This window comes from Mucilaginibacter pallidiroseus (assembly GCF_007846085.1).
In the GTDB taxonomy this organism is placed as follows: Bacteria; Bacteroidota; Bacteroidia; order Sphingobacteriales; family Sphingobacteriaceae; genus Mucilaginibacter; species Mucilaginibacter pallidiroseus.
Genome location: NZ_VOEJ01000008.1, coordinates 120,044 through 141,082, shown reverse-complemented (window position 1 = coordinate 141,082; position 21,039 = coordinate 120,044). Strand labels below are relative to the sequence as shown.

Sequence of the window (21,039 nt, the reverse complement as noted above, 5' to 3'; positions counted from 1 at the left end):
AAACCGCAGTTTTTGTTTAAAGGCGTTTACTCTGCTTTTCCTTAGTGAATACGAACTGACCGCCACCTTGTTTAAGCGTAAACTCGCCTTTCTCCGGCCTGAAGACCATTTCAATTCCGGCGGGCTCGAAAGCAAAGGTATCGGCAGTTGCCGTAGCATCTAGCGGAAACGCCGATTGGCCCGTTGCCTGCGCCACAAGTGCCCCGTTATCTTTACTAATGGTGATTTTAATAGGCAGCGCAGGGCTGGCGTAAATACCTGTATATTTTTCTAACCCTGTTGCAGCGACCTTGGCATAGTTTGGCAGTTTGAAAGGTTTGTTAAAATAAACCTGAAAAACACTTTGCTCTACAGTTTCGGGTGCGTACGTGCCGCCGCTCTCTGTATAGGCAATAGCCAATTTATCTTGCGGATAGTATGATAGTATGGACCTGTATGAATCAATAGCGCCACCATGCCCGTAGCCAACCTTATCCCCGTTGATAATTTTATGAATTCCCAGCCCATAGTTATCTGTTGCAGGCAGCATTTTGTCAAGGCTGGCTTTGCTTACCAGCTTGCCCGCAAATAACGCCTCAATAAACTTGTCCAGATCTGCAGGGGTAGATACCATTGCTCCCGCTCCGGATGGTATGCTCATGTCGCTTTGCGGATTTAAAACCCACTTCTTACCGTTATAGCTATAAGGCAAAGCCTCGTTAGCACCAACATTAATTTTACCGCCGTAGTAAGTATCCTTTAAACCAATTTTATTTACTACACGTTGCTTAACCAATTCAGGGTAAGCTTTTCCGCTCACTTTTTCGGCAATGTAAGCAAGCAAAATAAAGTTGGTGTTACTGTATTTGTATTTTGTGCCGGGTTCAAAGTCGGGCTTTAAGGCTGCCATTTTACTTACCAGTTGCTCGTGTGTTTGCGGCGTAAGCATGTATGATTCAAATTCGGGCGTATTGGTAAGGTTAAATAAACCGCTATGATGGTTCAGCAGCATGGTCATGGTAATTTTATCGGCATTGGGCATTTGCGGATAAAACTTGCTAAGCTTAGTATCCAAGGTAAGCTTACCTTCTTCAACCAGCTGCATAATTATTACGCTGGTAAATGTTTTACTGATAGAGCCTATTCTGAATTTTGTTTTCGTATTAATGGCCGGGTTGCCCAGGCTATCTACCGCCGCATAGCCCACAGCACGCTGGTAAATAATTTTGCCGTTTTGTGATACAGCCAGGCTGCCCATGGTTTTATTGTTGGATGAAAGGATATCCATCAGGCTATCTAATCTTGCTTTATTGATAGTTTGGGCATTAGCCGTGGCTTTAAGCATTAAGGCAAGTGCACCTACAGAGAGTAATCTTTTAATCATAACAGGTTTGGGGTGTTTAATAGATTTTGGAATATGACAACACCGCAAAGAAGTTTGTTACAGGCAACCCTGCAATTATTAGACAGGCATGTAGTTTTATACGGATGCCTTACAGCGCTATCTTAAAAATGTTATCCTGAAAATTCTGAACTGTTAACCATTTTATAGGAAACTGTAACCATTTTTTGACGTTGGTTTGTTAGCACCTTTGTATCAACATCATAAACAAAGAAAAAACAGAAACCATGAGCAAAATAGCATTGATAACCGGCGGAAGCCGCGGTCTTGGTAAAAACGCTGCGTTAAAAGTAGCAGCTAAAGGGTTCGACGTGATTGTAACCTATCGCAGCAAAAAAGAAGAAGCCGACGAAACCGTAGCGCAAATTGAAGCAGCGGGCCAAAAAGCTGCCGCCCTGCAATTAGATACGTCAAAAGTGGCAACCTTCGCCGAATTTAAAACTCAGCTTACCGGCGTGTTACAACAACATTGGGGCCGCGACACATTTGATTTCCTGGTAAACAACGCCGGGATTGACGCGGCTTCACCGTTTGCACAAACCACAGAAGAGGACTTCGACAACCTGTTTAATGTGCACTTTAAAGGTGTTTACTTTTTAACACAAACACTGCTGCAAACAATTGCCGATGGCGGTCGCATCATTAACGTATCAACCGGCCTCACCCGCTTTGCTACCCCAGGGTACGCAGCCTATGCATCAATGAAAGGCGCGATTGAAGTGTTCACAAAATACCTGGCTAAAGAATTGGGCAGCCGCGGCATTGCAGCCAACCTGGTAGCACCAGGCATTGTTGAAACCGACTTTACCAAAAAAGCTTTTGATAGCCACCCGCAAATGCACGATTTTATATCTTCCATCACGGCGCTTGGTCGGCCGGGACAACCGGATGACATTGGCGGTGTAATTGCCTTTTTATGTACCGAAGATGCACGCTGGATTAACGCTCAGCGCATAGAAGCATCAGGTGGTATGTTCTTGTAAAATCGATTACAAATTATGTTTAAAGGGGCTGCGGATAAAACATTCGCGGCCCCTTTTGTTGTATGCTTAACTTTAAAACTTGGGATTATCCCCTATCTTAGCCTTGATAAAAAAAGTAGCAAATGGAATTTGGACGCGTTGCCGAAACTGAATTAGACCTTATTGATTATACCCTGCCACCCACCCCGGCTTTTACCAAAGATGTATTGAACGCAGCTGCGCCCACACAAGAGTTGGCTGTACATGCGGGTTGCGCCAAATGGGGCCGTAAGGAATGGGTTGGCAAAATATATCCGCTAAAAACCAAGGATGCTAATTTTTTAGATGAGTACGTTAAACACTTTAACTGCATTGAACTGAATGCAACTTTCTACCAGGTGTACGGCCCGCAAACCATAGCCAAATGGAAGGAAAAGGCCGACGCTAATCCCGAATTTAGATTTTGCCCAAAGTTTTCGCAGAGCATCAGCCACATACGCAGGCTGAAAAATGCAGAAGAAATCACCACACAGTACTATGAAGGCATTATGGCCTTTGGAGATAAGCTGGGGCCTTTATTTTTACAGCTGAGCGATAACTTTGGCCCGAAAAATCTGCCCGAGCTTACCGCTTACCTGGAACACTTGCCAACCGATGTGCTGGTGTTTGTAGAGTTGCGCCACAAAGATTGGTTTAGCGTTACCGAACACCGCGAAGCTGCTTTCAACCTGTTTAAGCGGCTTAACATCGGCTCCATCATTACCGATGCCAGCGGTCGCCGCGATTGCCTGCACATGATGCTGCCAACGCCTCATGCCTTTATCCGTTTTGTGGGTAATAGCCTGCACCGCACCGACTATACCCGCTGCGATGAATGGGTAGATCGTATTGTACAGTGGAAAGAGGAAGGCCTTAAATCGGTGTATTTTTTTATGCACCAGCACGATGAACGTTACTCGCCCGAACTATGCGACTATGTAATCAACAAGCTAAACACCCGCCTGGGCCTGAGCATCCCGCGCCCACAGTTTATTAACAAGGATAAAGGGTTGTTTGATTAGCAATTTAGTGTGAAACCTATATTAAGCCCAAACAGGTCATGCCGAATTTATTTCGGCATCCCACAGATAGGTAGCCATAATTAAATGTTATTAAAATGCTATACACTTTCAAGCAAGGCCATGTTTACATAATGAGTAATGAGTATAGAACAACTTTCTATATAGGCGTCACATCGGACCTTAAAACAAGAGTATGGCAGCACATTAATAATCAGGGATCGCAATTTGTGAAGAAGTACAAGCTGTTCGATTTAGTTTATTATGAATATTTCGAACGTATTGGCGACGCTATCGACAGGGAAAAACAACTAAAAAACTGGCATAAAGACTGGAAGGTAAACCTGATTCAATCTGTCAACCCTCAAATGCTTGATCTGAAGACAAATTTGGATTTGCCGTAAACACTAAGCACGTGAGAGGCTGAAACAAGTTCAGCAGGACAGGGTAAAAAACACGACCTGCCGAATTTAGTTCGGCATCTGATCAGGGCCATTTTATTTGCATGTGGGATGCTTAGACAAGTTCAGCATGACCGATAGCGGATATTTAGCATCAATCAAAACTAATCAGAGTCATGCCGAATTTATTTCGGCACCTCATCAAGACGAGTGGATTTGGATATGGGATGCTGAAACAAGTTCAGCATGACTTACCAATTTGATGGAATTTCGGTTACTTTATTATCTACGATAAATAATCACATATCCAGCGCTCGCGCTCTCTTGCGTTTAACAAAATTGCGGATGTCAAGCACAATGCCTGCGAAGAAATAAAATATAAGCGGGAAACCCACCGCCAGGAAAGATGAGTAAATAAAAAACAACCTGATTTTGGCGATTGAAATGCTAAAACGCTCGCCCAGGTAAGTGCAAACCCCAAAGGAGTAGCGCTCAAAAAAAGTTATTATACTTTGCAACATATTAAGCGGGTTTTAAAATTTTAATACCTACACCACATTGCAAGCATTTTTTATGGTTGCAATAACTGTTTTTTAATTCGAGAAAAGCCTGAGACTCGAACGCAGAGTTTATTTTCAGCCCTAAGCTACTAAAATCTGCGGTTATATTATTTTGCTCGCCCGGTATATTCTCCAATAGTTTTAAAGCACGGTTCACAAAGTGCTGTAGCTGCAGATGCCTACCATAGCTAAACAAAAATAACGTCACGGTGTTTAGCAAAATTGTATTTATCGATGCAGTGCCCAAACTTTTGCCCAACGGCTTTGATTCCTTCCCGAAGTGATAGTGTGTTTCCCAATAATGATTTATCTCAATACTGCTGAACAGCTTACGCAGCGAGGCTACATCTTCAGTTTCCATTACTTTTGAAAACAGGTGATTAGATTGCAATATCAAGGCCGCAAACTGTGCCAACCTAATGGTAGGGAAATTTTGAGGCCGCATTCGCATAAACTTCCACAAGTGCTGCTCAATGGGTTGCAGGTTATATTTTTTGCGCAAAAAGTCGTACTCCCGTTTAAGCTGCTGTGGATAATCTTCAGTTAAATCGTCTCTCAAAAAACCTGCCTGGCCAAATATCAGCGCCTCAATTTGCAGCGGACTATTTTTATGCTTGGCCAACATATTTTGAGGTAACGATTTGGCCATCAATTCAAAAGGAAGCGCATTTATTTTGAAGCCAAAATTGGCTGCTAAAAACTGGTAGAAAGTTTCTTCCCAGTCGCCACGGTTGTGGTTTAGCGCAGCTATTACCGCTTCCGAGCGCTTTTCTAACCGCTCAACCAATATCCTTGTGAGCCAGTTTTGCATCGTAATGCCATCAACAGTGTTGATATTGGCTTCGCAGGGTATGATGCTTTGGTTTCCAAATACCAAATTATGATAGCGCCCGTACAACTCTTCAGGGATGCGGTTTTTCAGTTCCAGAGTTGGCACCGGTTTGCCGTCGGCGCGCATGAGTTGCACATCATTGTGATAAACTACATGCAAAATCACGTTATCATAGGCGCCGTCCGTGGTATGCCCGTGCCTTTGCCAGTCGCTGGCAGATATATGGAGCTCGGCGTTACCGGCCCAGGTGGTTTCGCCTATGCGGATCCTTGCGTTATGGAAATCGGGCCCGGCGTTATGGTTGTGCTGCCCGGCAGATAAAACCTCCAATTCTTCGCCACCTGCTGTACGCAAACCAATCCTGTTAAACAGCTTGAACTTCCATACATAGTGCAAAAAATCTTCCGTGAAAAGCATATACCAATATATAACATTTTGGGGTGATTAAGCAATCTTGCTGCTAAAGCCCGATAACAATTATTGCCTGGGCAATTTGCAGGGCTATGCAGTTCAAAGGCAACTTAGTATCTTGCCTGCATGAGTTTAATCAATAGTAATACTCCTGCCACGCAAAGCCGGGTATGGTCAATCATCGGCGGGTCGCTGGGCAACCTGGTCGAATGGTACGATTGGTATGTTTACTCTGCGTTTTCACTCTACTTTGCCGGGGCGTTTTTCCCGTCAGACAATCAAACTGCCCAGTTACTCAACACCGCCGGCATATTTGCCATAGGGTTTTTAATGCGGCCCATAGGCGGCTGGATAATGGGCACCTTTGCCGATAAACGCGGACGCAAAACTGCACTCACATTTTCTGTATTACTTATGAGTGCGGGCTCGCTTATTATTGCCATTACGCCCGAGTATAACACAATTGGCATAGCCGCCCCTATTTTATTGGTGCTGGCCCGCATTGTGCAAGGCATAAGCGTAGGCGGCGAATACGGCACCAGCGCTACCTACCTAAGCGAAATGGCTACCAAGAAAAACAGGGGCTTTTACTCCAGCTTTCAGTACGTTACGCTTATTATGGGGCAACTGCTGGCGCTGGGTGTGCTTATACTTTTGCAACGCGTATTTTTGACAGATAAGCAATTGCACAGCTTTGGCTGGCGTATACCATTTGCTATTGGTGCTGCGCTGGCTATTATTGTAATGTATTTGAGGCGCAGCCTGCAGGAGTCAAACTCGTTTAAAGAAGAAAGTAAAAGCAAGGATGCGCGAGGCACCATGCGTGCACTGGCGCAGCACCCTAAAGCTGTTTTAACAGTAATTGGCCTTACCCTGGGCGGTACCATTGCCTTTTACACTTTTACTACTTACATGCAAAAGTTTTTGGTTAATACCAATGGCTTTACCAAAAGCGAGGCTACGCTGATATCTACCCTAACACTTGTAGTTTTCATGTTGGTGCAGCCGCTGTATGGTTACCTGTCTGACAGGATTGGCCGCAAACCTATGCTAAAAGCGTTCGGCATACTTGGCACGCTTACAACTGTGCCTATTTTTACCTTCCTGAGCACGACGGCAAGTTTTTGGGCAGCATTCGGATTAATTATGGTGGCGCTGCTTATTGTGAGCAACTACACCTCTATCAACGCCGTTGTAAAGGCCGAACTTTTCCCGGCGCATATTCGTGCATTGGGTGTTGGCTTTCCTTATGCTATAGCCGTATCTATATTCGGCGGCTCGGCAGAGTACCTTGCCCTGAAATTTAAAGAACTTGGCCATGAAAACTGGTTTTACTGGTACGTTACAGGATGCATTCTGGTATCGCTGCTGGTGTATTCATTTATGAATGATACGCAGAAGCATTCTAAGATTGAGGGTGAGTAATGCCCTACCTGTCATTCTGAACGTAGTGAAGAATCTAATAGGCACTATGTAAGTAGTAGAATTGCAAATCAAAAAGTAGATGCTTCGTTCCTCAGCATGACATGGGCGTTTTTTTCTCTTTTGTCATTCTGAACGCAGTGAAGAATCTAATAGGCACTATGTAAGTAGTAGAATTGCAAATCAAAAAGTAGATGCTTCGTTCCTCAGCATGACATGGGCGTTTTTTTCTCTTTTGTCCGTCTGAACGCAGTGAAGAATCCGATAAGCACCATGTAAGTAGTAGAATTGCAAATCGGTAAATAGATGCTTCGTTCCTCAGCATGACATGGGCGTTTTTACTTTGATACCAGCCCCGAAATAACATTAATACTCAACGCCACGATTGCGGTATTGAAAGCAAAAGAAATAAGCCCGTGTGCCCAGGCAAGGCGGCGGATGCGTTTGGATGATATCTCCACGTCTGATACCTGAAACGTCATGCCGATTACGAAAGAGAAATACACAAAGTCGAGGTAATCGGGCTCCTTGTCGTTTCCGGGAAACTCAAGCCCACCTTTATTGGCTGTGCTACCTTCCTGCTTGCTGTAATATAAATGAGCATAACGCATAGTAAAAACGGTATGCACCATCCACCACGAAACTACAACTGCGGTCATGGACAAGAATACATTGCCGGTAATGGCCTCTTCCGACTGGCCCTTGGTTGATTTAAGTAAAAGGTAAATTGCCAGCAAACTAACCAGTGCGGCCGACATGGTGATTAAGAATATCACCACACGACTGGAATCCTCAAGCGTAACTATTTTGCGTATTTCTTTTGGGTGGCTCCAGATGAAGGCAATCCAATCTAACACTATCATAGTAGCAGCAATGCTGGTCCAAACCAATAATGTAACAGCCGGAACCGATGGCTTATGCCTTACAAACATAAACACAATAGCACCCACAACCAACGCCATGATCAGCTTGTAATGAGCATCTAACCTAAGCAATAAATTCTTTTCGGGTTGGGTTACAGGTTGCACTTTATGTAGTTTAAGCTGATGGCTAATAGTCCGTAGATCATATTAAAAATGAAACTATCTTACTGATCATTAAAGCGCTGAGGCCATGATCTATGAACCATTGACTATGCACTAAACTAATCCTCTTCAACAATGTTTGCAACCCGGCCTACTTGCCCGTCTTCCAGGCGTACCTTTATACCGCGCGAATGGTAGGCAGCGCTGGTAAGCAAATTGGCAACCACACCACGGGTAAGCTTGCCGCTGCGCTGGTCCTTCTTCAAAATAATATCAACCTCAAGGCCGGGATAAATGTCCGCTCTGTTTCGTCCGTGCATGTTGTTATAAATTATTTAACCAGCCAGCTAATTGCTTCTTCCACTTTTTTAAAGTTAAAGCTGTCGACCACGTCGCCCATTGCTGCGGTAATTTGCTCATTTTGCAGGTTACCTATACTGCCCTCGTGGGTGTGGTTTACCTGCTTATCAGGGTTAAAGTTACCAGCCTCAATATCCAAACCTATCTGCTTGTAGGCATCGCGGAAAGGCGTTCCGTTTAACACCGACTTATTTACTTCTTCAACACTAAACAGGTAAGCGTATTTAGGATCGTCCAGGATATTTTTGTTTACCGAGATATTCTGCAACATAAATGTAGCCATGTGCAGGCAGTCGTTAAGGTCGGCAAAGGCCGGGAACAACAATTCTTTAAGCAGTTGCAGCTCGCGGTGATAGCCCGATGGCAGGTTAGTGGTCATCATGGCTACATCATTGGGCAGCGCCTGTAAACGGTTACATTTACCACGCATTATTTCCCAAACATCTGGATTTTTTTTGTGCGGCATAATACTGCTGCCTGTCGTCAGGTTTTCCGGATAGCTTACAAACCCAAAATTCTGGCTCAGGTATAAACACTGATCCATGGCCATTTTGGCAAGTGTGGCTGCAACGGCCGATATGGCTTGCGCTATAATACGCTCGGTTTTACCACGGCCCATCTGCGCGTAAACTACGTTATAGTTCAAGGCTTCAAACCCTAACAACTTTGTGGTAAGCGTACGGTTTAATGGAAACGATGAACCATAACCCGCTGCAGAACCCAAAGGGTTTTTATTGGTTATTTTCCATGCAGCCAAAACCATTTCCAAATCATCAACCAAAGCCTCAGCATATGCGCCAAACCAAAGGCCGAACGATGATGGCATGGCTACCTGCAAATGCGTATAGCCGGGCAGCAAAACATCTTTATGCTCGTTGCTAAGCGATATGAGTTGGTTAAATAGCTTTTGCGTTTCTTCAACAACCTGTTGCAACTGGCTCCTAAAAAACAACTTCAGGTCAACCAGTACCTGGTCGTTACGAGAGCGGCCGCTATGGATTTTTTTACCGGCATCGCCAATGCGTTGGGTAAGCAGCATTTCAACCTGCGAATGCACATCTTCCACATCAGCTTCTATTTCAAAATTATCGTTTTCGATGTCGGCATAAATCAATTTCAACTCGCGTTGCACCAATTCAAGGTCACTTTTTTCCATCAACCCTATCGACTCCAGCATGCGGGTGTGGGCAAGGGAACCAAGCACATCAAATGCAGCCATTTGCCTGTCCAGTTCGCGGTCGCGGCTCACGGTAAAGTTTTCAACCAGTTTATCTACGTTAGTGGTTTTCTGCCATAATTTAGCCATGCTGCAAATATAAAATTAAATGTATTGGTTTGATGAGGGGACACCTTCCGAATGTCATTACGAGCGATAGCGTGTTAATCCCTTCGCGGGCAATATCAGGCGATGAGATTGCCACGTCGCTACGCTCCTCGCAACGACATTCTATATTAAAATGCAAACCCTAAACAATCTTTTCCAGCATCGCGATATAAGTTTCGATGCCGTTGGCTATCTCGTCTACATAAATAAATTCGTCGGCAGAGTGCGAACGAGCCGAATCACCGGGACCAATCTTGATGGACGGGATATCCAGCAGTGATTGGTCGGATGTGGTTGGCGAGCCATAGGTGGCTTTACCCAGCGCTATACCCGCCTGCACAAAAGCGTGATTTTTATCAATAGATGATGGTTTTAAACGAATACTGCGTGGTTTTACATCGCTGCTTACATGCTGACGGATAATTTCCAGTACTTCCTCGTTGCGGTAAGCATCCGTTACCCTTACATCAACCGTAAAAACGCAGCTTGCCGGCACTACATTGTGCTGCGAACCTGCGTTGATAATTGTCACCGACATTTTTATCGGCCCGAAGACCTCTGACTCTTTCGGAAACCTGAACGTGCGGAACCATTCGATATCTGCGAGTGCTTTGTAGATGGCATTATCGCCCTCTTCGCGGGCGGCATGGCCGGCTTTGCCGTATGCTGTACAATCCAAAACCATCAGGCCGCGTTCGGCAATGGCAAGGTCCATAAGTGTGGGCTCGCCAACAATACCAAACTCAAGTTTGCCCAACTCAGGTATAATCAGCTCCAGCCCATTTACGCCGGATATTTCTTCCTCTGCGGTTGTGGCCAGGCAAAAATTATATTTAAGATCCTGCTTATCAAAAAAGTATAAAAAAACCGATATCAGCGATACCAGGCAACCGCCTGCATCATTGCTGCCCAGGCCATACAATTTACCGTCCTCAATTTTAGCATCGTATGGGTCGCGAGTGTAGCCCGAGTTGGGCTTTACGGTGTCATGGTGCGAGTTAAGCAAAATGGTTGGCTTTGCCTCGTCAAAGTATTTATTGTAGGCCCAGATATTATTAAGCTTGCGCTGCGTTTGCACACCATGATATTGCAATGTCTGCTCAATCAGGTCGGCAGTGCGGTCTTCCTCTTTGCTAAATGATGGTATCGAGATGAGTTGCTGCAACAGTTGCAAAGCCTGTTGCGATAATACAGTTATATCGGCCATAGATTATAATACGCAAAATTAAACTTTTTATGCACTTCCCTTAACGCGGCATAAAGCAATCACAATAACTTGATGTTTACTTAATACAGCAAACCGCCTGCCGTCAGCGTAAGACATCGCTTAATCAAGCAACAAAGGCTCGTCGTCGTCATCGCCAAGGCTAAGATGAATTACATCGTTACCGGCTATGCCTTCTATCGAGCCTTTAATGTGTGCTGCATTTAACAAGACCTTCTCCAGCTGTTTCTCGCGCGATTTCCACAGACGTTCCATTGCATCACGCTCTTTTTGGATTGATAAGCGCATACTCATGTAACCCTCGCGTATTGCCTTCCACTGCTCGGAAAATTCGCTGCTGGTAAGGTAATCATACAACAGGTGCATTTTATCGCCTTTACCCTCTTGCGCTTTTGCCAGGTTGGAGAGTTTTACTACACCATCGCGAAGAATGTACGATACCGCCTTAACCTCATCAAAGCTGCAAATCCAAACACCGTCGCGCTCGCCAAAGCAATCCATCCCTTTTGGGTAGCATTGCGTAACAATCACGGCAACATCTACGCCCATGGCGCGCATATCTTTTTTGAGCTTCTCAATCCAATCATTAGAGAAAGCTGTTGTGCGCTTGCTTTCATAAATAATGCGGCCACACTCCTGCCCAAACTGGTTACGCACGGTTTGTACACAGTCGGCACCGCGTACGCCCTTGCCTACCTCGCTTATCATATCGAAAGGGAAATAGGTGCGTAACAGCTCCTCGAGGATCAGCTCCTGAGCTTCGCCCTGCAACTGCATAGAGCCCTGCTCGGCCTTGCGTTTCATTTCGTCGGCCAGGCGCTTTTGGTCTTCCAGTTGCTTTTCAAGCTCTTTAAGCCTTAGCTGATACTCCGTATCTTTAATGGTTTGTTTTTCGATTTCCTGCTTGCGGATCTGCTCGCTTATTTCGGCACGCTGCTCCTGCAATTTGCGCTGCAGGGCAATTTCAAGCTCCTCTTCTTTTTGCTTAAGCGATTGTTCGCGCTGCAGATATTCAAGTTCCTTTTGGCGCGACTCCTTTAGCTTTTCGGCACTATCCTGAACAGATTTTTGCAGCATAGTAAGCTGATTCTCAAAGTCACTTGCTATAGCCTTGCGCAAACCTTGCTCAAGGCTCTGCTGCAACAATTGCTTTTCGGCGGCTAACTTTTGCTCAAAGGCTTGTTGCTGCTGGCGTTCCCTTCCGGCAAACTCTTCATCCTTTTTACGATACTCCTCTTCCTTTTGGCGGGTGTAATCCTGCATCTTCAGCCTTAGCTCTTTTTTATATTCCTCGGCCATTACTTCCTCTATCGGGAAGCCGTGACCGCAGCTTGGGCACTTTACTTCTGTTGCCATAATTAATTAGAGATAGCGCACCATTGAAACGGGTGCTTTTTCAAAGATAAAAATTTTGCTGCGCGTTGATGCAAAAATGGACAAAGCTTACGTGCCGCTAACCTAAACGCAAGTGGCCATACAGCTAAACATTAAAAAAAAATGTCAGGCAGATAAGTTGAGGTTGTTAAAACGCCTCGCCATTAAATACATAAAAATTAGCGCCTTCTTTGGAGAAGCCCACATCAAACCTTAAGTAAATATCTTTTTTCGGGAAAAGCAGATACCGCAGGCCAAACCCGCCTGTTGGCCTGATGTTTTTAGCAGAAATAGCGCTTAACGATGGTGCCACAACCGCAGTGGCTGCAAACACCGATGCACCAAGGCGCTTATGAAAAGGAAAAGGCAGCATCCTGAACTCGGCCTGGGTGGCAATCAAATCCTTATCGCGGTAGCGGCCCTGGTAATAACCCCTGGTAATCATGTCGCCACCCATCATGGCCAGTTGATTGAAAGGCACATTACCGGTTTGAAAATTACCTACAACCTGCCATGCAAGCACATTGCGCTTACCCATGGGGTGGAAAGATCGTACATCAACATTTACCGTATTAAAACTATTGCTGCTACCCAATGATGATTTGTAGTGCAGGTATGATACCTCACTGAAAAAACCTTTACGCACATTGAGCACATTGTGCCTGTTATCATAAACCAATGCGCCGCCATAGCCAATATTTGTTGATCCGCTGCTACCCGTGGGCAACTCAAATGCCCCCTGTTCGGGTTGTTTGAAATTTACTGACGACAGGTTTTGAAAATCAAATTCGGGCCCGATAAAAAAATCAGACACAATTTTGCGCAGCACACGCTGTTTAAAAACCACGTTAAATGCATCCACCTCGGCATAATTATCGCCGCCTGTATTTGGGCCAATGCCATAGTAAAACATCGGGAAGCGCTGCAAACGTGTCCGCCCAAGGAAAAACCATTTGTCCTTATCAGTATATATCGCGTTATCCAGCCAAAGGCCGTACTGGGCGTTGAAGGTTATAAAAGCAAATGCCTGCAGCTCACTTAAACGGTTAAGCGTATCATTTTTTGCCCGGAAAAGTTTTAAGGCTGAGGCACCAACTTCAATACCTGTCTCGGGCGCGTAACCAAGCGTAGGGTACATGGTAAAACTTGCCTGCCCGGCAGACGATGTGTCATTTAACAAGCGATGCACCTGCCGCCCCAGCCAGGAGCGCTTCTCGGGCTGCTGCGCATAGGCCGAGCCTTTGCTGTAAAAGTAAGCTGCCAATATTAGCAGGATTAACCTTGTAAGTTTCATTAAAGCGTTTTCAAAGGGTATGATGCTGATTTACCGGGTAGGGCGTTACATGTCCTGATAAAATCAAAGGTGTTAAACCTTTAAACCGCTTGTTCACATTCGGCATAGCCGATATCATTGCAATTAGCTGCCGGGGGTTAATACCTCATTTATAAGATATTGGCAGATGTGATTTGCAATTAAAGCGATTTAACTTTGCATTTTTAACAATGGCTTAACGCATAATAAGTAATTATGTTACGAAGTGAGGCGATTTATTATTATAAAACAAAAGCAGCCGGAAGAAGCGGCTGCTTTTGTTTTAGCTTGCTTATTGGCAAGCCTGAGTATTTAGATACTACTAAAAATCGTGGTAAAGGTTGCGGAAGCTACTGCGCAAGCCAAAGGTTATCATGGCTGTATTTTGCTCGGTAAGCGCATTCTTCTCCTTACGGTAAATGCCGCCCACTTCAAAACGCAGGTTGTATTTCGGGTTCAGCATGTATGATACCGTACCTTCGGCATAGTAAAGTTTGGTATTAAGGCCCTGGCCCGTGCTTGTACCTGCGCTGGTTTCAAAAGGTTTATTGACGTCTTTCCCGCTGTTATCGGTAGCAGCTACGTCACGGCCGTATTTGCCGTAAAGTGCCTGACCCTGAAAATCAAACCGACCGGTGGTATAATTTAAAATTCCTAATATCTCTTTAAAGTTAGCACCAAACGGGTGTGCCATGGGCTGCCTGTCAAAGGTATAAGCAGTGATTGACCTTTCATCAGCATAAGTATATGGCTTTGAAGTATTGTACTCAACAAGGTAGTTGAAGTTTTTTATACCACCGATATCGGCACCGCGTAATCCCACCTGGAACGAGCCTGTATTTTGCTTACCGGTAGTCGATTCCAACTTATCAAACAATACCTGCGAGTATAGGGCCGACTTGTCAAACACCTTGTACTTGCCTGTAAAGCCGAACAATGCGCTACCCGGCAAGTTTGATGGGCCGAGGCTACTTGCAAAAAACACAGGATTAATAAAATTAACATCAAAGCCGCGGCGGTTACCCTGATCGTCGGCCTCGGGGGCAATATAGGCGTTAAAAAAGCCTAAAGATAGGTCGCTATTCACGTTCCAGTCGGCATAGTGGAAAAGTCCCCATTTGCGCCTGTTACTTCCAAAGGTATCAAACTTGGTTTCACGGAAATCCTGCAAGTATGCCCACATGGCCATGTATTGCACCGGGCCAAAGTTAGCCGTTACGCGCAGCATAGGGTAATTGGCTGCATAATCTGATAAAAGTATAGAGCGGTAACCATCGCCTATAAAAGTTTTATCCTGACCGAGTGTAATGTTCAGCGACTGAATTGGCGTATATGACAGGATAGCCGTAACGTACGACCAATCTTTCTCGAGCTTTCCAAAGTTGCGGTCATAAGCCTGGCCCGGTACCATGCCAGTTTGGCTTACGTAATCAGCATAGTAATCGGCAAACACTGCCTGATTCTCGTAACCGCTGGTGTAAAAAGAAAACTTTTTACCTATTGTACCACCCGCCTGGAAACCACGCGTATTAAGCCCATATTTAGATTTTAATATAAAACCAACAGGTTTAAAGTTAGCGGGTTTGCTTTTATTTTTAAAATCGTAGCCAATCAGGTTTTCTGTCAATAAATCCGCGTAAAAGGTATAGTCCTTTTCGTTTACTTCGAACAAGTGCTCGTTAAATAATTTGCGCAAAAACCAGTTTTTACGGGTGCTGTCAACCCCAACATTCATCAGCTCATTATAACGGCGTTGTAAAGTACTGTCTATCAAAAATGGCCTTAACGTAGTGTGTATGCTGTTACTTTTCGAGTATACATCGGCATTAAATTTTTGATTGAACTGGTAAGATTGTGGGAGCGGTACCGACTGGGCTTTGGCGTTTTGAGCAAAAGCAAACAAAGAAGTTGCCAATACCATAGCCCTACCCGTAACCCTTAAAATGTTTTTTTGCATACGCAGCAAAATAAGTATTATTTATTGTAATGGTAAAATGGGCACAGTAAATAAATGAGGATGACGGTTGTTAGATAATTTTATTGGGAAAGCTTTTACAATATTATAAGTTTATAATTTCGAAACTAATTGAAAAGACATGACGAACAAAGCTTACTCAAATTATGATGTACGAGTAATCTTATGAGAAATCAATCTGCAAAATCCTAGAATTTAAAATCTCAACCTCCCAACTGAATTAATCACTAAACCTATGCCACACAAAAACTACATTCCTAAACATAAATCAGACATGGGGGCTATTCGCATTCTTTTTACATTGCCGATTGAAAAAGTGAGGGAAGATGTTCCTCAATTATTAGAATGTATCCAGGATTTGCATTGGGATATTGCACATGAAATCATCAACTATTTTGCGCCCCATATAAATAAGATAGCTCGGGAATTAAAATACATTTTAAATACAAACGATAGTATATGGGCGTATAACGCAATTATTTTGGTCAGTAAATCGACAGAAAAGCTCGATCCCGACCTCTTTACGGCCATAAAAAGAATTGCAGAACACCCGACAACTATGGAATTAGAAGATGAGGTAGAGCATCTTGCAAAGATAGTTCTCGCAAATAAATCCCTGTGCAATTAAATCCTGCTATACTAACGCGATAAGGCGCCGCTGCGATTGGTTAATTTTTGTTAAATCCCCAGCCCTAATTTAATTGGTAAGCCATAAGCTTATAAATTTACTGATATTTGCCTCGCTTATCATATTATGCAATATTCTAAACTCAACAACCTTTTTGGCTGGCTTTGCTTTACCATCGCTTCGGCAAGCTACATTTTAACCCTCGAACCTACTGTTAGCTTTTGGGACTGCGGCGAATTTATATCATGCGCCTACCGCTTGCAGGTATCGCACCAACCGGGTTACCCGCTGTTCGCAATGTTGGGCAAAGTGTTCTCGCTGTTATCATTCGGCGATAATACCAAAGTGCCGTATTTTACCAATATGATGTGTGCGCTGGCAAGTGGTGCCACCATCATGTTCCTGTTTTGGACAATTACCGCCCTGGCTAAAAAAACATTGCTAAAGCAGGGCCGCATTATCGATAAAACCCAGACTGTACTTATCATGGGTGCCGGTTTGGTTGGCGCTTTGGCTTATGCCTATACTGATAGCTTTTGGTTTTCGGCTGTCGAAACCATCGTTTTTGCTATGTCGTCGTTGTGTATTGCCGTAGTTTTTTGGGCCATATTAAAGTGGGAAGCCCATGCCGATGAACCTGGTGCCGATAAATGGATTGTGTTCATCGCTTATGTAATGGGGTTATCAATCGGTATTCATCTGCTCAATTTATTAACCATCCCGGCAATTGGGTTGGTGTATTATTTCCGCAGGTATAAAAACACTAATGCAAAAGGCGCGTGGATAGCCTTTTTTATCAGCATTGGAATCTTAGGGTTTGTGCAATACGGTATACGTGGCTACACGGTAAAGTTTGCCGCATATGCCGATCTGTTTTTTGTCAATACGCTTGGCTTCGGCTTCAATACCGGGGCATTTGTATTTTTGATATTGCTTTTTGCAGGATTAGTTGCAGGCATTATTTACAGTATCCGCAAAAAGAAACCTTTGCTTAATCTTGCGCTGGTTTGTATTGCCTTTATTTATTTTGGTTATGGCTCGTTCGCCTACATCCCTATCAGGGCAACGGCAAACACCAACCTGAACAACTCGCATCCGGATAATGCCTTTATCCTGTATGGTTACCTTAACCGTATACAATACGGCGAAAACCCATTGCTTAGCGGCCAATATTTTGATGCCAAACCTATCGATATTAAAGATGGCGGACCCATATACCGCAAAGGAGATAAAAAGTATGAAATAGCCGGCCATAAAAGCAGCTATGTTTATGACCATACCACACTGCTGCCCCGCATGTACAGCACCGACCCGTCTGACGTGCAATTTTACCGTGGCTGGCTTAACATGAATGAGGACCAGTCACCAAACTTTGTAGACAATATTAAGTGGATGATGAGCTGGCAAGTGTACCAAATGTATGCCCGCTACTTTTTGTGGAACTTTGTTGGCCGCTATAACGATGAGGATGGCCAAACCAACACTGCAGGCATTGACGGCAACTGGACAACAGGCTTAACCGACAACAGCAATAACCTGCCGCAATCGGTGTTGAATGATCCATCATACACGCCGCTTTACGCCCTGCCTTTTATTATTGGTCTACTTGGCTTAATATTCCATTTTCAGCACAACAAACGAGACGCATTAATTGTAACTCTGCTGTGGTTTTTTACCGGCCTGGCTGTAGTGCTTTACGTAAATCAACCGTCCGTGCAACCACGTGAACGCGACTACTCGTATGTTGGTTCGTTTTACGCATTTGCCATTTGGATTGGCCTTGCAGTAATTGCCCTTGCAGATATGCTGGCAAAAAAACTAAATGCCCGCACGGCTGCATATGTGTCAACCGCTGTTTGCCTGCTGCTTGCCCCTGCTTTGATGGCCATTAAAGAATGGCCTGCGCATGACAGATCGACCAAACGCACAGCGCATGATATGGCTTATAATTACCTGATGTCGTGCCCGCCAAACGCTATCTTATTTACCTATGGTGATAATGATACATACTCACTTTGGTATGATCAGGAAGTAGAAAACATACGCCCTGATGTGCGCATCGTTAACTTGAGCTTGTTTAGCGGCGACTGGTATATACGTCAGATGCAAAAACAAATGAACCAAAGCGCACCGCTGCCTATAACATTGCCGTATAGCAAGTATCAGGAAGGTGTGCGTGATGTGATTTACTACCAGGATGCCAAGATACAGGGCCCTGTAGAGCTTAAGGAGATTTTTGATTTTATCACGTCTGACGATAAAAATGTGCAGACACAAAACCAGGGCGGCGACATGGTTAATTACTTGCCAACCAAAAATTTTAAGATGACGGTTAATGCTGCCGATGTGCTTAAGAACGGTGTAATTGCGCCTAACCAGAAAGACAGGCTTGCCGAAACGCTGCAATGGTCATACAATTCAAATTATGTAACCAAGGATGATTTGGCGGTTATGGACATCCTCGCGCACAACAACTGGAAAAGGCCTATCTGTTTTACAACCACCATCGGTAACAGTAACCTTGCCGGCCTGCAGCAATACCTGTACAAAGAAGGTTTTACCTACAGACTTATACCGTTTAAGCCTGATACTGCCGAAGCAAACCAGTACAGCAAAACCAACAGCATGGTTATGTATGATAACGTGATGAATAAATTTAAGTACGGCAATTTTAAAACAGCCCGTTTCCTTGATCACGAGTCGACCAATATGTTTTACCCGGTGCTGCTTACAACATTCCTTGACCTTACACGCGATTTGCAGTTAGAGGGCCACCGCGATATGGCCATTAAAGTACTACACAAATGTGACGACGAACTGTCATACATTTACCCATATATTGATATTGCAGGCAGGCGCATGTTTCTGGCTCAAAAAGCTTATCAGTTAGGCGACATTGCTCTTGGTAATAAAATGGCGAACAATGTTGATGATTACGTTATCGACCAGCTTAAATTTAACTATAATCAGCTGAAAAACAGCGGAAACAACCTTAACCTGCGCGACGTGCAGATAAGCCTCCAGGTGCTTAACGACCTGGGCGGGTTTGCTAAAACCGCAGGGCAAACGGCTATAGGCAATAAATTACATGCTCAGCTTAAAGAATACCAAAGCAAGTTTGCCGGCGTAATAAGTAAGCAGGATGGGGAATAATCATGTCATTGAGAGCAATAGCATGGCAATCTCTTCGCATAGCTAGTAAATGCTAAGAGGTTGCCACGTCGCTGCGCTCCTCGCAATGACATGACTGGTCAGGTCTTTGACAAGTGCAGAATATACGCTACATTTTAAGAGTCATAAAACTACGGATGCACATACAGAATAGTATCCTTTAGCTCGGTGTTAACCATTTTAAGACGGGTGGGGCTTAGTTCGAGTAAAATATCCTTACGCTTGGTACCATCCTTTTTGGTAAACTCAACGGCTTTTTCAGCATCCAGATATTTCCAGGTGCCCGGGTTAGTGCCGGCAGGCGAAATCGACTCATAGGTATGATCGGCTTTTACATTAAGTCTTACGCCTTTTATCCTTTGAGCAATTTCATCTTTGTGCTCTTCAATTTGATCGGCCGCTTCAGGATTGGCTTCAACAGTTTTCTCTATTACACGCTTAACAACCTTACCAATACTTCCGTCATCAATCTTCCAGGTTCCTATAAGATCTTTCTCTGCGAAAGAAAAGGGCGTAAATGCGCTTAACAGAAACAGTACAGCAGCAGTTGGGGTCAAAACTTTTAGCTTCATTGGTTTAAATTTTTAGTGTTTGTAGTTAATCAATGATAGCATTTTAATTTAAGATAAATGTATTTTAGTAGCGGATTAACTTGATTTCGTGCATGATTAGGATAATGAAAGTAATTTTTTGTTGTTTAACCGGCGCGGTACAATGGCCTGATAATTGCCTTTTACATTTTCTAAAAAAACACTACAATGGGAACATTACAACACATACAGCACCAGATTTCGGCACTCAACGATCTCATCAAGATCAACAACGATCGTATTGCCGGCTATAAAAAGGCAATTGAAGGAACAACAGACGAGCCGCTTAAATCAATATTTGCAGGCTACGCAGACCAAAGCGCCGGCTACGTAAACGAACTTAACGACTACATACACAAACTTGGAGGCTCTCCTGCAGATGGCACTACACTGTCGGGTAAAGTATATCATGCCTGGATGGATGTTAAATCAGCCTTTGGCAAAAAGGATGATCATGCTGTGCTCTCAGAATGTGAATACGGCGAAGACGTTGCCAAAGCCGCATACCGTAAAGCACTGGACGATAAAGAACTTATTTGGGAAGACGAGAAGGTCTTAGCGTTATTAAACAGCCACATGAGTGGCCTTAAAATAGCTCATGATGCAATAAAGGCCCTTCGCGATTCATTAGCTACACAAAAACAGGAGAACTAATTATGGACAGCCCCGATCAGGATTTTTTAAAGGAATATGGCCCCTTGCACGTGCCATATAAGTACGATAAGGCCGATACCCTGCAAAATAAAATAGTTTATGCCCTGGCCGACCTTGAATATGCCACAGCAAAACAAGTTGGTGTAAAGCTGAATGAACTTGAGCCAGAAATTTCTGCCGAGCAGCATCAACAAGATGCCCAAATTGTGTTGGAAGACCTATTCAACAATGGGCGCATCCGTGGCAACGATTCGACCGACAACCGTCAATATAATTTAGGTAAGATCGAGATTCCAAACTCAGGCAAGGCAGATGCTTTGTTTTAGGCCTATCAGGTTATTAAACAGGAAAGACGCAGCAGTGCCGCGTCTTTC

The 21,039-nt window shown here is 44.2% G+C and carries 19 protein-coding genes; 8 read left to right on the top strand and 11 right to left on the bottom strand.

Features of this window, described 5'->3' with window-relative positions; translation table 11 throughout:
• Positions 1–16 precede the first annotated feature (16 nt).
• On the bottom strand, positions 17–1,363 hold the full coding sequence (locus tag FPZ43_RS16205; protein ID WP_146382979.1) for a serine hydrolase domain-containing protein: 1,347 nt from the start codon (positions 1,361–1,363) through the stop codon (positions 17–19).
• A gap of 245 nt (positions 1,364–1,608) precedes the next feature.
• Here FPZ43_RS16205 and FPZ43_RS16200 point away from each other — a divergent pair, with 245 nt between their 5' ends.
• The 3 genes from FPZ43_RS16200 to FPZ43_RS16190 all read left to right on the top strand — a co-directional run bounded on the left by FPZ43_RS16200 (position 1,609) and on the right by FPZ43_RS16190 (position 3,805).
• A complete protein-coding gene (locus tag FPZ43_RS16200) occupies positions 1,609–2,364 on the top strand; it encodes an SDR family oxidoreductase (protein WP_146382978.1) in 756 nt (251 codons plus the stop codon).
• Positions 2,365–2,486: 122 nt separating this feature from the next.
• Entirely contained in the window at positions 2,487–3,404 is a 918-nt protein-coding gene (locus FPZ43_RS16195; protein ID WP_146382977.1) for a DUF72 domain-containing protein, read from the top strand.
• A 95-nt stretch (positions 3,405–3,499) separates the two neighbouring features.
• Positions 3,500–3,805: a GIY-YIG nuclease family protein gene (locus FPZ43_RS16190; RefSeq protein ID WP_146382976.1), complete on the top strand. Its 306-nt coding sequence runs from the start codon at positions 3,500–3,502 to the stop codon at positions 3,803–3,805.
• Positions 3,806–4,101: 296 nt separating this feature from the next.
• Here FPZ43_RS16190 and FPZ43_RS16185 read toward each other — a convergent pair whose 3' ends face one another.
• Positions 4,102–4,323 carry a PspC domain-containing protein gene (locus FPZ43_RS16185; RefSeq protein WP_146382975.1) on the bottom strand — a complete coding sequence of 74 codons (222 nt, stop codon included), beginning with the start codon at positions 4,321–4,323 and terminating at the stop codon, positions 4,102–4,104.
• Between the two features lies 1 nt (position 4,324).
• Positions 4,325–5,611, bottom strand: coding sequence for a DUF2851 family protein (locus tag FPZ43_RS16180; RefSeq protein ID WP_146382974.1), 1,287 nt, complete (start codon positions 5,609–5,611; stop codon positions 4,325–4,327).
• A gap of 120 nt (positions 5,612–5,731) precedes the next feature.
• On the opposite strand from FPZ43_RS16180, the gene FPZ43_RS16175 reads away from it, so the two are divergent.
• Positions 5,732–7,030 (top strand): MFS transporter, encoded by a 1,299-nt coding sequence (locus FPZ43_RS16175; protein ID WP_146382973.1) that lies wholly within the window; start codon positions 5,732–5,734, stop codon positions 7,028–7,030.
• Between the two features lie 335 nt (positions 7,031–7,365).
• On the opposite strand, the gene FPZ43_RS16170 is transcribed toward FPZ43_RS16175, so the two are convergent.
• The 7 genes from FPZ43_RS16170 to FPZ43_RS16140 form a co-directional block, all read right to left on the bottom strand.
• Complete coding sequence (locus FPZ43_RS16170) at positions 7,366–8,055, bottom strand: DUF1345 domain-containing protein (protein ID WP_261381106.1); 690 nt, start codon at positions 8,053–8,055, stop codon at positions 7,366–7,368.
• 116 nt (positions 8,056–8,171) lie between these two features.
• A complete protein-coding gene (locus tag FPZ43_RS16165; RefSeq protein ID WP_146382972.1) occupies positions 8,172–8,372 on the bottom strand; it encodes a YwbE family protein in 201 nt (66 codons plus the stop codon).
• Between the two features lie 11 nt (positions 8,373–8,383).
• Positions 8,384–9,718, bottom strand: coding sequence for an argininosuccinate lyase (gene argH / locus FPZ43_RS16160; RefSeq protein WP_146382971.1), 1,335 nt, complete (start codon positions 9,716–9,718; stop codon positions 8,384–8,386).
• A 160-nt stretch (positions 9,719–9,878) separates the two neighbouring features.
• Positions 9,879–10,943, bottom strand: a complete 1,065-nt coding sequence (locus FPZ43_RS16155; protein WP_146382970.1) for a M20 family metallo-hydrolase — start codon at positions 10,941–10,943, stop codon at positions 9,879–9,881.
• A gap of 120 nt (positions 10,944–11,063) precedes the next feature.
• A complete protein-coding gene (locus FPZ43_RS16150; protein WP_146382969.1) occupies positions 11,064–12,317 on the bottom strand; it encodes a DUF2130 domain-containing protein in 1,254 nt (417 codons plus the stop codon).
• A gap of 166 nt (positions 12,318–12,483) precedes the next feature.
• Entirely contained in the window at positions 12,484–13,629 is a 1,146-nt protein-coding gene (locus FPZ43_RS16145; RefSeq protein WP_146382968.1) for a BamA/TamA family outer membrane protein, read from the bottom strand.
• Between the two features lie 340 nt (positions 13,630–13,969).
• Complete coding sequence (locus FPZ43_RS16140) at positions 13,970–15,604, bottom strand: gliding motility protein RemB (RefSeq protein WP_261381105.1); 1,635 nt, start codon at positions 15,602–15,604, stop codon at positions 13,970–13,972.
• Between the two features lie 253 nt (positions 15,605–15,857).
• On the opposite strand from FPZ43_RS16140, the gene FPZ43_RS16135 reads away from it, so the two are divergent.
• Entirely contained in the window at positions 15,858–16,250 is a 393-nt protein-coding gene (locus FPZ43_RS16135) for a DUF5071 domain-containing protein (RefSeq protein ID WP_146382967.1), read from the top strand.
• Between the two features lie 126 nt (positions 16,251–16,376).
• On the top strand, positions 16,377–19,403 hold the full coding sequence (locus tag FPZ43_RS16130) for a glycosyltransferase family 117 protein (RefSeq protein ID WP_146382966.1): 3,027 nt from the start codon (positions 16,377–16,379) through the stop codon (positions 19,401–19,403).
• Between the two features lie 149 nt (positions 19,404–19,552).
• Here FPZ43_RS16130 and FPZ43_RS16125 read toward each other — a convergent pair whose 3' ends face one another.
• Positions 19,553–19,993: a hypothetical protein gene (locus tag FPZ43_RS16125; protein WP_146382965.1), complete on the bottom strand. Its 441-nt coding sequence runs from the start codon at positions 19,991–19,993 to the stop codon at positions 19,553–19,555.
• 186 nt (positions 19,994–20,179) lie between these two features.
• On the opposite strand from FPZ43_RS16125, the gene FPZ43_RS16120 reads away from it, so the two are divergent.
• Positions 20,180–20,665, top strand: coding sequence for a ferritin-like domain-containing protein (locus FPZ43_RS16120; protein ID WP_146382964.1), 486 nt, complete (start codon positions 20,180–20,182; stop codon positions 20,663–20,665).
• Between the two features lie 2 nt (positions 20,666–20,667).
• A complete protein-coding gene (locus FPZ43_RS16115) occupies positions 20,668–20,991 on the top strand; it encodes a hypothetical protein (protein WP_146382963.1) in 324 nt (107 codons plus the stop codon).
• The last annotated feature ends 48 nt before the right edge of the window (positions 20,992–21,039 follow it).